Source organism: Thermodesulfovibrio hydrogeniphilus (assembly GCF_054657355.1).
In genome coordinates, this window is record NZ_BAAHYW010000002.1 from 19,403 (window position 1) to 32,981 (window position 13,579).

Annotated in this window: 10 protein-coding genes; 4 read left to right on the forward strand and 6 right to left on the reverse strand. The window is 36.2% G+C overall.

Features of this window, described 5'->3' with window-relative positions; all coding sequences use genetic code 11:
- Both ACYQ3P_RS11700 and ACYQ3P_RS11705 read left to right on the forward strand, forming a co-directional pair.
- Entirely contained in the window at window positions 1-1,620 is a 1,620-nt protein-coding gene (locus ACYQ3P_RS11700) for an NADH-quinone oxidoreductase subunit M (RefSeq protein WP_460178114.1), read from the forward strand.
- The gene (locus tag ACYQ3P_RS11705; protein ID WP_460178115.1) at window positions 1,617-2,993 is read left to right on the forward strand and encodes an NADH-quinone oxidoreductase subunit N; all 1,377 of its coding nucleotides are present in this window, start codon (window positions 1,617-1,619) and stop codon (window positions 2,991-2,993) included. Before ACYQ3P_RS11700 ends, ACYQ3P_RS11705 begins: the two co-directional genes overlap by 4 nt.
- A 729-nt stretch (window positions 2,994-3,722) precedes the next feature.
- On the opposite strand, the gene ACYQ3P_RS11710 is transcribed toward ACYQ3P_RS11705, so the two are convergent.
- The gene (locus ACYQ3P_RS11710) at window positions 3,723-4,451 is read right to left on the reverse strand and encodes a transposase family protein (protein ID WP_460178116.1); all 729 of its coding nucleotides are present in this window, start codon (window positions 4,449-4,451) and stop codon (window positions 3,723-3,725) included.
- Window positions 4,442-4,978 carry a helix-turn-helix domain-containing protein gene (locus ACYQ3P_RS11715; protein WP_460178117.1) on the reverse strand — a complete coding sequence of 179 codons (537 nt, stop codon included), beginning with the start codon at window positions 4,976-4,978 and terminating at the stop codon, window positions 4,442-4,444. The genes ACYQ3P_RS11710 and ACYQ3P_RS11715 overlap by 10 nt, the downstream gene beginning before the upstream one ends.
- Window positions 4,979-5,194: 216 nt before the next feature.
- Between ACYQ3P_RS11715 and ACYQ3P_RS11720 the strand changes: the two genes are divergently transcribed.
- Together ACYQ3P_RS11720 and ACYQ3P_RS11725 are read left to right on the forward strand one after the other, a co-directional pair.
- Window positions 5,195-6,292 carry an efflux RND transporter periplasmic adaptor subunit gene (locus ACYQ3P_RS11720; protein WP_460178118.1) on the forward strand — a complete coding sequence of 366 codons (1,098 nt, stop codon included), beginning with the start codon at window positions 5,195-5,197 and terminating at the stop codon, window positions 6,290-6,292.
- A 15-nt stretch (window positions 6,293-6,307) separates the two neighbouring features.
- Window positions 6,308-9,391 carry an efflux RND transporter permease subunit gene (locus tag ACYQ3P_RS11725; RefSeq protein WP_460178019.1) on the forward strand — a complete coding sequence of 1,028 codons (3,084 nt, stop codon included), beginning with the start codon at window positions 6,308-6,310 and terminating at the stop codon, window positions 9,389-9,391.
- A 20-nt stretch (window positions 9,392-9,411) separates the two neighbouring features.
- Here ACYQ3P_RS11725 and ACYQ3P_RS11730 read toward each other — a convergent pair whose 3' ends face one another.
- The 4 genes from ACYQ3P_RS11730 to ACYQ3P_RS11745 form a co-directional block, all read right to left on the reverse strand.
- Window positions 9,412-9,702: a M48 metallopeptidase family protein gene (locus tag ACYQ3P_RS11730; protein ID WP_460178018.1), complete on the reverse strand. Its 291-nt coding sequence runs from the start codon at window positions 9,700-9,702 to the stop codon at window positions 9,412-9,414.
- Window positions 9,703-9,704: 2 nt separating this feature from the next.
- Complete coding sequence (locus ACYQ3P_RS11735; protein WP_460178017.1) at window positions 9,705-11,630, reverse strand: type I restriction endonuclease subunit R; 1,926 nt, start codon at window positions 11,628-11,630, stop codon at window positions 9,705-9,707.
- The gene (locus ACYQ3P_RS11740) at window positions 11,620-12,654 is read right to left on the reverse strand and encodes a type I restriction endonuclease (RefSeq protein ID WP_460178016.1); all 1,035 of its coding nucleotides are present in this window, start codon (window positions 12,652-12,654) and stop codon (window positions 11,620-11,622) included. Before ACYQ3P_RS11740 ends, ACYQ3P_RS11735 begins: the two co-directional genes overlap by 11 nt.
- The coding region (locus ACYQ3P_RS11745; RefSeq protein WP_460178119.1) for a restriction endonuclease subunit S at window positions 12,638-13,579 on the reverse strand (942 nt) is incomplete at its 5' end. The genes ACYQ3P_RS11745 and ACYQ3P_RS11740, both read right to left, overlap by 17 nt.

Below are 13,579 nucleotides of genomic sequence, written 5' to 3' on the forward strand. Positions count from 1 at the left end.
ATGCAAGCAGAAACTGTTGGATTAGCAAACTCTGAAAAAACTGAATTAAGGAAAAATTTAATAATTTCATTTTTAGCTCTAACACTCATAGGTGCTATGATTGTCTCCTTTGGTTTAATGTTTAATAAAGTAAAACTTCCAATTCTCTCTATTCTAATATTTTTCCCTCTGGCAGGCTCTCTGTTTATTTTGTTGATTAACAGAAAAGAAGAAGAGTTAATTAAAATTTCAGCTTTTTTGATTTCACTAATAGAATTTGCCCTAAGTCTTCCGCTTTATCTGTCTTTTCATAAAAACACAGCTTTAATGCAGTTTAAAGAAGAGTATCTCTGGATACCTCAATGGGGAATAAAGTATGCGCTTGGAGTTGATGGAATAAGTGTTCTTTTTATTCTTTTAAGTAGTCTTCTTACAATTCTTTGTGTGCTTGTCTCTTGGCATGAGATAAATAAAAAAATTAAAGAGTTTTATGTTGCATTACTTGTTACACATGCAGCAATGATAGGTGTTTTTATGAGTCTTGATGCATTTCTTTTTTATATATTCTGGGAAGCAATGCTCATTCCAATGTATCTTATTGTAGGAGTCTGGGGAGGACCAAACAGAATATATTCAGCAATAAAGTTTTTCCTCTATACATTCATTGGCTCCCTTTTCATGCTTATTGGAATTATTGTTTTGTATATCCACACAGGAACATCAGATATTCTTGTGCTTAGCAAATATTCATATCCATATAATATGCAGATTTGGCTTTTCTTGGCTTTCTTAGCTGCTTTTGCAGTAAAAGTGCCAATGTGGCCCGTGCATACATGGTTGCCTGATGCTCATACTGAAGCTCCGACAGCTGGAAGCGTTATATTGGCAGGAATATTAATAAAAATGGGTACATACGGTTTCTTAAGGTTCAATCTTCCTATGTTTCCTGAGGCAACAATGGCTTTAAAGCCTCTTATGTTAATCTTATCAGTAATAGCGATTGTTTACGGAGCACTTATTTGTCTTGTTCAAACTGACCTGAAAAGACTTATTGCTTACAGCTCTGTAAGTCATATGGGATTTGTAACATTAGGAATTTTTGCTTTAAATCATCAAGGAATTCAAGGTGCGGTGCTACAAATGATAAATCACGGAATAGTGACTGGAGCTTTATTTTTATGCGTTGGTATAGTTTATCAGAGAACCCATACAAGAGTGATTGCGAATTATGGAGGACTTTCAACTCTTATGCCTGCTTATTCATCATTTTTCATGCTCTTTACTTTAGCTTCAATAGGACTGCCGGGAACAAATGGATTTATAGGTGAGTTTTTAATTTTACTTGGTGCTTTCAAATCATGGAAGCTAATGAGTATTTTGGCTGCAACAGCTCTTATAATCGGTGCAGGATATATGCTTTGGCTATATCAAAGAGTGTTTTTTGAAAAAACAAACGAATATCTCCTTGAGCATATTCAAGGTTACGGAGATTTAAATGCAAGAGAGATGCTTACACTTATTCCACTTGCCATATTGGTTTTGTGGATAGGATTTTATCCAAACAGTATTTTAAGTTTTATGGATGTATCAGTGCGAGAACTTCTTAATCATATCAATTCTATCGTAGGAGTGATAAGATGAATGTTCCTCAGATTCCTCTTAACTTTGATGCACTAATTCCAGAAATTACGTTAACAGCATTTGCATTTATAATTTTACTTTTGGGAGTGCTTAAGATAAACAAATCTTTTCTTGCTTGGCTTTCTGTGGTATTTATTTTAATCACTATGCCACTTACCCTTTTATTTGAAGGAAAAGCCTTTGGAGAAATGTTTTTGAATGACTCTTTTGCAATATATCTTAAAATTACAATTCTTGTTGGAACAGCTCTTTCAATTTTGGCACTTCTTACTTATTTGAAGCAAAGACTTATTGTTGTTAATGAATCTATTGCTCTAATTATGTTTGCATGCATTGGAATGATGCTTCTTGTATCTGCAAGAGAATTGATTAGCTTTTTTGTTTCCCTTGAGATGATGGCATTAAGTGTTTATGCTCTTGTTGCAACAAGAAAGTATGATAAAAGGGCAAATGAGGCTGCAATAAAATATTTCATGCTTGGAGGATTTTCAACAGCAATTATGCTTTTTGGCATAGCTTTGATATATGGTGCTACAAATTCTACAGATTTTATTCAAATAATTCAATCAATTAATAAAAATCCTTCTCTTTCTCTTTTTGGGCTTGGACTTTTTATAATTGGACTTGTTTTTAAAATAGCCCTCGTTCCATTTCACATGTGGGCACCTGATGTTTATGAAGGAGCTCCAACACCTATTACTGCCTTTATATCAACTGTGCCTAAAGTAGCAGTTCTTGGTGCATTTGGAAGATTTTTAATTGAAATTTTTGGAAATTATCATATTCAATGGAGCAGTTTTTTAATTGTATTTTCTGCCCTTACAATTATCATTGGAAATATTCTTGCTCTACCTCAGAAAAATATTAAAAGAATGCTTGCCTACTCAAGCATTGCTCATGTAGGATACATTACATTAGGTCTCATTGTGGCAACATTGGATGGATACAGCTCTGTGCTTACTTATATGTTTGTTTATACACTTATGAATATTGGTGCTTTTGTGGCTGTTATTGCCTTCAGTGAAGAGGATATAGAAAATTATAAGGGATTGCACAAATTTCATCCAGCCCTATCTTTTGCAATGCTTATTTTTATGTTTTCTTTGACAGGAGTTCCACCTACAGCAGGATTTATAGCTAAATTTAACATATTCTTGCAGGCAATAAAAGCAGGATTTACTTGGCTTGTCGTAATTGCGGTGATATTTACAGTAGTTTCAGCATACTACTACTTAAGAATAGTAATGTACATGTATATGAAAGACCCTGTAAAGACACCTCAGCCTTATATTTCAATAGAGACTAAAACAGCTCTTTTTATCTGTGCAGCAGGAATTTCTATTTTAGGCATTCTTCCAATTTTTTTGATATAAAAAAGTGTTATCTAAATTGTTCAATTCTCAAGTGTCAATGCGAATGGTAGTCACGCCTTTGGCTTGCTAAAGATTTGCAACGAAGCAATCTCGGTTTTTTTATGCCCCAAACCGTCACTGCGAGTCCCTCGATGGGGCGAAGCAGTCTTTGATTGATGGATGGTGAATAGTGAATGGTGAACCTCTCATTATCATTGCGACTCCGAGCGTAGCGAGGAGGAAGCAATCTCTAAACATTCATAAGACGTAAAAAGTGAGAAGTGAGATGTAAGGAGTAAAAGGTAAAAAACGAGATTGCCACGTCTGCCTGTCGTGGCTGTGTCGCAATCTCCCAATTCTCTTAAATCAGTCTGCTTTGTACAAAAATTTTTTAGAATTTTCAATATGTTTTGAAAAGCCTTGAGGAGAAAAATCTGACAAAAAAGGGGTTATGACACAGCCACCTAACGGATGCCTCGCAAAGACTCTCACCTCTCCGTCATTGCGAGGGCACGAAGTGCCCGAAGCAATCTCGCCTTTCTCTTTCAAAAAGGAGAGATTGCTTCCAGTCTTTCTGACTGCTTGCAATAACAGTAAAAAATAAAAGGATGCTCGCAATGACAGAAAAAATACTTAATTTTAAAATGGTTATAGCTATTATTGGATTTCTATTGGTATTTTTAAATTCAACTTTTTTCTGTTATTACTAAAGTCAAGTCACACTTTATTACTACATTAAAATGTCACATTTTATTTTAAGCTTCTCCTCCAAGGGTGATTAGCTGCAGGTTTATATTTTTTCTTTTCCTTCTGCTCTCTCTGTTCCTCTATATAAGTCCTGAGATTTAAAATCTCTTCTTTCTCTTTAAGTCTCTCTTTTTCTGTCTTATCTAATCCTTTTATTTCTGAATATCCTATACGTTTGCCTTCCCATAATATCTCCATTCTACCGTCTCTAAGTTCACAAACCTCTACCCATTTGCCTGCAAGGCTCTTAATTCCCTTTACAGGAAGTATCTGATAAACTCCTCCACAGTATCTTAATGTGTTGTCTTTGTTCACTTTTCTTGGATGTTTTATTGAAAAGACAAGGTCAAGGTCTTTTTCTGTAGCCACAGGCATATAAAGACTCTCTACAGAAAGAGTGTATCTACTGTTACTCCATGTAAGAAATTCCTCTTTGAGAAACTTGTTAGCCTCATCATAATCCCTTATACCACTTAATCTCATCTCCTTAATAAGCCTGTCCTGAAAAAATCTAAACTTACGTTCAACTCTTCCTTTTGCCTGCGGAGTATTTGCATTGATTAGTTTAATCCCCAATTCATTTAATGCTCTTGCAATCTGGGTTTCTTTATGTTGTACTTCAACATGATAGTGAAGCCCTCCATGTCTTGTTGTCCTAAAGTGAGAGGCTTTATCAGTGTATAAAGCCATAAAGACACCTCTTTGCTCTATATATGCTCTTATTACTGACATATTTGTGCCCATACTGTCTCAGATGGATGAAATTCAGCATACACAAATCCATCTGCATCATCTATCATTGCTACAAGCCACCATTGCTGCCCAATACCTTCAATCCACCTATGTTGAGATGAATCCATCTGCACAAGCATTCCTGCCTTAGGCATCCTCCTTCTCCTTCGGTATACTTTTCTTTTCTTCTTAGGTTCATGTAACCCTTCCTGTATCAATATCTTTCTTATACTTTCATAGCTTAAGTTAATGTCATGAACATCCTTAAGTTTATCCTTAAAGTGAAGTATGTTGAAATCCCAGTACAAGGACTTTCTCAAGCTTATGATCTCATCCTTGACGGAAGAGTCAATCTTTAGGGCTGTGGGTGGCTCAGGTATTTTCCTTAAAAGCCCCTCAAAACCCTGAAACTTGAACCTCTCCTTTAGCCTTAAAACCTGTCTGTAACTCAACCCTAATATCTCCTGAGCTTGTTTAAGGGTTAAAAAGCCTGATAAGACTTGATTCATTACTTCAAACCTCTTCAACTCTTCCTCCGTAAAAATGTATTTTTTTCTCCATAAAACCTCCTTCCTTTAGATTGCTTGCCTAAAAGAAGGAGGTTAACATATATGTGACATTTCAATTTAGTAAAAACAGATGACATTTTAATATAGTAACCACAAATTCAACTTTTTTCTTGACAATGTCCTATTCAATTTTTTATTTTAGTAAGTGCTTACATGCTAATTTGAGAGGGTAAAATGAATAGTTTGAGAAAAATCCCTATCTTTTGTTTAATCTGCTTTTTAATCATTTCCTGTTCAAAATCTGATCAAAAAAAGGCTCAACCAGTCATTCCTGTTGTTGTTGCACAGGCAACTGTAAAAGATGTACCAATTCAAATTACTGCAATAGGTAATGTAGAGGCTTACTCAACAGTTACAATTAAATCAAGGGTTGAAGGGCAACTTCTTCGTGCCTATGTTAAAGAAGGAGATGAGGTTAAAAAAGGGCAGCCTCTATTTGTCATTGATCCAAGACCTTTTGAAGAAGCTGTAAGGCAGGCTGAGGCTAATCTTCTGAGCAGTAAAGCTCAGCTTGAATTTGCAAAGTCAGAGCTTGAAAGATATGATGAACTTTACAGGGAAGGACTTGTTTCTCGTCAGCAATTTGAAAAGATAAAGACAGCCTATGATTCACTGCAGGCAACTGTAAAAGCACAGCAGGCAATCCTTGAAAATGCAAGACTTCAGCTTAGTTACTGCTACATTTACTCTCCAATTGATGGAAAAGTTGGCTCTCTTATGGTTCATCCTGGAAACATGATTAAGGCTAATGATACACAAATTGTAACAATAAATCAAATAACACCAATTTATGTGCGTTTTTCAGTTCCAGAGCAAGAGCTTTTAAGAATTAAAAAGGCAATGAAAGAAGGTTCTTTAAAGACTCAGGTAATTGTTAAAGCTACTGATAGCTCTTACACAGCAGAGGGAAAAGTAGTTTTTATTGACAATGCAGTTGATCCTGCAACAGGAACAATAAAGCTTAAGGCTGAATTTCCAAACAAAGACAAAATCCTTTGGCCGGGACAATTTGTAAATGTTGCACTGACTATAGGAGTAAAGAAAAACGTAGTTGTTATTCCATTTAGAGCACTTCAAACCGGGCAAAAAGGAGATTATGTTTTTGTAGTAAAACCTGATATGACAGCTGAGATGAGAGAAGTTGTTCCAAGCATTAGATACGCAGATGAAGTTGTTATTGAAAAGGGTTTAAACCCTAAAGAGACAGTTGTAGTTGATGGACAGCTAAGACTTACACCTGGAGCAAAAGTTAAATTAGTGGCTGGTGGTTAGTGATTGGTGAAATAAATGAATTTTTCTGAAATATTTATAAAGCGTCCTGTAGCAACAACTCTTTTAATGTTAAATATAGTTATTTTTGGACTTGTTGGCTACAGGTATTTGCCAATAGCAGAACTTCCTAATGTAGATTTTCCAACAATTCTTGTATCAGCCTCACTTCCAGGTGCATCTCCTGAGACAATGGCTTCAGCTGTTGCAACTCCCCTTGAAAGGGAGTTTTCAACAATTTCAGGTTTAAAATCAATGAATTCTGTAAATGCAAAGGGTATAACGCAAATTACATTAGAGTTTGATCTAAGCAGAGACATAGACGCAGCAGCACAGGATGTTCAGACTGCAATAGCTACTGCATTAAAAAATCTTCCTTCAAACATGCCATCTCCTCCTACTTTCAGAAAAGTAAACCCAGCAGATATGCCAATTCTTTATTTTGCAATCACATCTCCAACAATGCCACTTTACAGAGTTCATGAGTATGCAGATACACTTCTGGCACAGAATATTTCAATGGTTAATGGAGTTGCACAGGTACAAATATTTGGTGCTCAAAAGTATGCAGTAAGAGTGAGAGTTAATCCTCAAATATTGGCAAGCAGAGGCATAGGAATAGATGAAGTTGAACAGGCACTGAGAAAAGGCAATGTGGAGCTTCCAACAGGAACACTTTATGGAGACTACAAATCATTCACAATTGAGGCTACAGGTCAGCTATACAATGCTGAGGCATTCAACAACTTAATTATTTTTCAAAAAAATGGTTCTGTAATAAGAGTCAGAGATATAGGAAAAGCTATTGACAGTGTTGAAAATGACAAACTTGCTGCATGGTTTGGTGCTGAAGGCAAGCTTCAGAGGGCTATGGTTGTTGCGGTTTACAGACAGCCAGGAACAAACACTGTTGAAGTTGCTGATAATGTTAAAAGAAGAATGGAAGAACTTAGAAAACAGATGCCTCCTCAGGTATCGCTCAATTTTCTTTATGACCGTTCAGTTTCAATAAGAGAATCTGTAAGAGATGTTCAGCTTACTTTGCTCTTTACAGTTTTTCTTGTTGTAATGGTAATCTTTATCTTTTTAAGAAGACTTTCAGCTACAGTAATACCTTCTGCAGCACTTCCCATATCAATAATTGGAACTTTTGGAGTAATGTATCTGCTTGGCTACAGTTTGGACAACTTATCCCTTATGGCACTTACCCTTTCAATAGGATTTCTCGTTGATGATGCTATTGTTATGCTTGAAAATATTGTCCGCCATATTGAAAAAGGAGAGAGTCCTTTTCAAGCAGCACTAAACGGCTCAAGGGAGATTTGGTTTACAATCCTTTCTATGACCCTTTCACTGGTTGCAGTTTTTATTCCTGTGCTATTTATGGGTGGAATAATAGGAAGGCTTTTTAAAGAATTTGCTGTAACTATATCAGTTGCAATATTAATCTCTGGCTTGGTTTCCTTAACCCTTACTCCTATGATGTGTAGTAGATTTATAAAAGTTGAAAATAAAAAGCATGGAAAACTTTACAGAGCACTTCAAAAGGGTTTTCAGTGGATGCTTGATGTTTATAAAGTAAGTCTGAGCTGGTCACTTAAAAACCACAGAATCATAATAATTGGCTCAGCAGTCATACTAATTTTAACTATTTTCTTATTTATCAAAATTCCAACTGGATTTCTTCCAAGTGAGGATAAGGGACAAATTTTTGTTATGACAGAAGGACCTGAAGACATTTCATTTGATGACATGGTAAGACATCAGCTTCAACTTGCAAATATTGTTTTAAAAGAACCCTATGTAAGAGCATTTATGACCTCAGTTGGTCCGGGACCTGGCTCTCCTGCATCAAATGCTGGAAGAATGTTTCTCAATCTTAAGCCCCGTTCTGAAAGAGAGCATGTAGATAAATTAATTGAACAACTTAGGCCAAAACTTATGTCTGTTCCCGGAATCAAGGCATATCCTCAGAATCCTCCTACAATTCGTATTGGTGGAACCCTTACAAAAAGTCTTTATCAGTTTACTCTTTCAAGTTCAGATATTAATGAGCTTTACCATTATGCTCAAATACTTGAGGAAAAAATGAGGCAAATGCCTATTTTGCAGGATGTATCAAGTAATCTTCAGCTTAAAAATCGTCAGCTTATTGTCAATATTGACAGAGACAAAGCAGAGGCATTAGGAGTTACTGCTGAGCAGATTGAAAATGCTTTGTGGAATGCATTTGGAAGCAAATGGGTCTCCACAATTTATGCACCAAACAATCAATATCAAGTTATTCTTGAAGTTGAACCAGAGTATCAAAAAGACCCTTCCACTTTGTCAATGCTTTATATTCGTTCATATAAAGGACAACTTGTTCCATTAAGCTCTGTTGCCACTGTTTCTGAAAGTGTTGGACCACTTACAGTTAATCACACTGGACAGCTTCCATCTGTTACAATCTCATTTAACTTGAAACCTGATGTCTCTCTTGGAGATGCGGTCTCTGAAATACAAAAACTTGCAAGTCAGACACTACCTCAAACAATAATGACAAGCTTTCAAGGTGCTGCACAGGCATTTCAGGAGTCCTTTCAGGGACTTTGGTTTCTTTTGATAGTAGCTGTGGTTGTTGTTTACATTGTGCTTGGAATTCTTTATGAAAGCTTCATTCATCCAATTACAATTCTTACAGCACTTCCATTTGCAGGATTTGGTGCATTGCTGACTCTTATGATATTTGGAAAGGAGCTAAATGTTTACTCTTTTGTTGGAATAATAATGCTTATAGGACTTGTAAAGAAAAACGGAATTATGATGATTGACCTTGCCCTTGATGCTCAAAGAAATGAAGGGAAAAAACCTGAGGATGCTATTTACAGTGCTTGCCTAATAAGATTTCGTCCAATTATGATGACAACAATGGCAGCACTTTTTGGTGCACTTCCGATTGCATTAGGAATTGGTGCAGGAGGAGAAGTCCGTCAACCACTTGGCTTAGCAGTAGTAGGCGGACTCCTATTTTCCCAAATGCTAACCCTTTATGTAACTCCTGTGTTTTATCTTTACATGGAAAAATTGCAGAACTGGTTGAGAAGGAAGAAAAATGTGTGAGCTTCAATAAAATCAAACACTTATATTCTTTTTAAGTTTTGTAGTCCCTTTATTTTTCGTAGGTATCTTTTTAATAAAAGTTTAAACATCTTTCCATGATTGGGATATTTTAAATGAAGTAACTCGTGAAGTATAACTTCATTTCTAACTTCAATAGGTTCTTTAAGCAGAGCTGTTGATAATGTTATTCTCCCTTTACTTGAACAGCTTGCCCATTTTCGTTTCATTTTGCGTATATGTATCTCTTTTGGAGAGACACCTATTTTATTTGCCAAGTGTATTACCTCTTCTTTTAACTCTTCAGGTTTCATGATTATCCTTTTTTTAAAATATTCAGTATTTTCTGGGTTAAGTATACAGCTTTTTTGATTTCAATTTGGCTCTTGATAAAAATAGCATTAACTTTATTTTTTATCTCCCTTTCCTGTTCTTCACTTGTCCTCCAGTGAGGAATTTTTTCAAATATTTTGTTTATTTCTCTTGCCACTTCCTCCGGATTTTGTAAATATTCATCTTTTAAGACCCGATAGATAGTAAATTCTTCTCTGTTTAAATTTTTACTTTCTTGTTCTTTTTTTGCTGAGTTTATTTCCTCTATTAGTCTTTTTAATTCTTCTAAAATTTCTTTTGTTGTTTTCTGCCTTTCTTGAAATAATTTTGATAGGGCTTCTGCTTTCTCGCCTATAGATATGAGATACGGATTGATTTTTGACTCCTTTTCAATAACCTGTCCAATGCTTTTTAAAAGGTTAAATACCTTTTCTGTATCTGAGACATTGCTCTCTTCAAGTTTTCTTAGAGTATGTTCGTTGGTTTCGTAAACTTCTATGGACAACTCCACCTTTTCTGTTTTCGTATAATCCTGCACAAGTTTGGCAGTTTTTCTTGTAAATTCTTTATCAACAAGTGTGCCCGGTTCATAGGCTTCTTTTAATATTCTATACATTCGTGAAAGGGTGTCGTAATCGTCCAAGTATTCCCTTAAAAATGCATCGGGTGAGATAATCTCGTACATGTCAGCAAGTTCTTTGTAAAACTCATAGAATTCATGCCGTCTTTCTTCATCCTGAAAATGGGTAAGAATAATTTCCACAGCTTTATCTTTAGTTTGCTTTTCAATAAGGCTTAAGTATTCTTTTCTTGCTGATTGCATTTTTTCCTTAAAGTCGTTTTTCAGAACTTGAATGTCTTTTACAACCTTTTGGATGTCTTCTACATCGCCACTATCAAAGGCAAGGGCTTTTTCAAGTTTATCAAATATACCTACAAAATCAAGAACAAAGCCGCACTGTTTTTTCCTGCCTGCATCATCTTCGTAGGGTCTATTGACTCTTGCAATTGCCTGCAAAAGCACATGGTCACGCATGGGTTTATCAAGATACATACAATAGAGAATTGGCGCATCAAATCCAGTTAGTAATTTTTCGGTTACAATAAGTATTTTAGGAAGTTCATCAGGGTTTCGAAACGCCTTTCGTATCCTTTTTTCTTCCTCTTCGCTATGATGATACTTTACAATTTCTGAAGGATCATTGTGCCCAGCACTTATAACAACCTCAGTATATTCTTCGGGGAAAAATTTATCCAGCTCTTCTTTGTATAAGCAGCAAGCCTCTCTATCAACAGCCACAAGAAAAGCCTTATATCCCATAGGCTCAACATATTCTGTAAAATGTTTTTTAACGACCTCCGCAACTTTCTGGATACGTTCTGGATTTTTTAGCATATTTTTAAGCGTTACTGCTTTTTCAAGGACTTTATTGAGGGTTTCAATATCACTTATTCCTTCTGCCTCGGCTAAGTTTAGGAACTCCTCTTCAAGAGTTTCTTTGTCTGGTAGCAATTCATTAGGAGCAAGGGTGTAATGAAGCTTTACCGTAGTTCCGTCTTCAATAGATTCGGAAATAGAATATTTATCTAAATATCCCTTTTCATCCTCAGCCCCAAAAGTTTTAAAAGTCCCTTTGCCATAAGCGGTTTTATCTATAGGGGTGCCTGTAAAACCAATATAAGTGGCATTTGGAAGTGCTCCCATTAGATAATTTCCTAAATTCCCTCCTGTTGTACGGTGAGCTTCATCTACCAGAACAAAGATATTATTTCTCGTATTGATATTTTGGGGCATACCTTCAAATTTGTGTATCATCGTAACAATGAGTCCGCGTGTGTCATTTTTAAGAAGCTCCTGCAGATGTTTCTTTGACTGGGCTATGCGATTTTCGTCTATCTCAAAAACCAACTGATTTAAGATTGATGAATAACTGGCTTTCAAGTTCGTTTCTATCGGCAAGCATAATGACTGTTGGATTTTTAAAGGCAGAGTCTTCAAGGATTTCCTTTGCGGTAACAATCATGGTATAAGTTTTGCCCGAGCCCTGCGTATGCCAGATGAGTCCTCGTTTTTTGATTTTATCGGAGGCTCTGTCTACAATCTTACCTATAGCCCTCATCTGATGGGGACGGAGGACTACTTTTTTCAGTTCATCATCCTGACGGGTAAATAGGATGTAACTCAAAATGGTATCAACCACTTTTTTATTGTCAAAGAATGTCTTAACAAGCTCTTCAAAAGAATGAGTTCTAATTTCGGTTTTCCAGTTGAGTAGATTTTTTACTGAAAAATTCCATGTAGCAGAATAATAAAAATGGATAATATGGGTCAGTGTATAAACCTGAAAGAGCGTCATGGCTTCAGGTGTTTCTCTGTGGTATCTTCTAACCTGCTCAAGTGCTTCGGATATACCTTCAATTTTATGGGCTGCTTTGGTTTCAACGAAAAAGAGAGGGATACCATTGATAAGAAAAACAATATCGTAGCGATTGGTCTTTATGCCATTGCTAAACTCAAACTCATCGGTAACCTGAAAGATGTTGTTATCTATGTTTCTATCTATGAGGGTGACATTTTTTTCTCTTCTTTCTTGCTGGACAAAGATTGTTTTAAGTCCTTTGAGGTATTCCCATGCCTCAAGGTTTCCTTCAATACGGGCAGGAAGTCTTTCAATCTTTTGCAGAAGCGTTTCTGCCATCTCTTCGGTAACAAAGGGGTTGAGTTTGCATACTTGCTTTTTGAAAATATCTCTAAAAATCAGTCCGGTCTTTCCACCTCTTAATGTCAAGGCATCCTCTGGTCTTACATACTCCCAACCAAGATTGAGAAATAGCTTCTCTCCGCTGGATGTTGAGTACTCAGCTGATGGTTCTTTCACATAGTCAATCAAGGTATTCTGAACTGAATATCTTTCGTTACCGAGCTTGGACATGGTTTTCCTCTAATTTTATTTGATTTACCCTTATTTTCCCTGTCATCAGATTATGCAGTAGCGACCTAAAAAGCTCCTCTAGTGCTTGTTTTTTCTTCTCCGCTGCGTCAATACTTTCATCAATGGCGGAGAGGATAGAAGCGATTTGCTGTTGTTCGGAGAGAGGGGGGAGGGGGAGCAAAATTCTTGCTACATCATTCTTATTCAGTTGGGGGACTGTGGTTTGATGTTGGATTATTTTTAAGTCTACTTTGTTTAAGAACTCGTAGAGAAATAAATAATCTACTTCCTCACTCGGTTCGACCCCTATAAGATTTGGATCAAGTATTGAATACGAAGATGTTATCCTTTTTTTATTTGTTCCAATTGCTCCACCCCTTTTGGGGAACACTATAGATAAAGGTTTTAAAGTTTTCTTTATAAATTCCTGATTTGCATAGAAAACTATGGCAGGTGAAGTTATAAATTTTGTATTTTGTGGCAAATTCATATCAGACACTTTTAAAGCATGAATACAGACATCATAGTATTTGATTTGTTTGCTTACAATAGAACTAAAAGGAGGAAAAGAAGTTTTTATAGATGCTACCTCCCCCAACCTCACCACCTTCCAATGTTTCGACATCCTTCCGATTTCGGTTTCTTTGAGTTCCACCGTGTCTGTCTTTTCGGGGCTTACGTGTCCGTAGGTGAAGAGGTGGCGCATCATGGATTTTTTGAATTCTTTGAGGGCTTTAATGGTATTTTCAGTTTTCTCTTTCACTTCCTGCACGGTAGAGAGAACATAAGCAATGCGCTTTTGCTCGGGGAGAGGGGGGAGGGGGATTTTATGATTTATTACACTTGCTTTTATTATTTGAGGCTGGCCAGATCCTGTCATTAAATAATAGACATTAAATTCCATTAGAGCATATTTCAAATCATT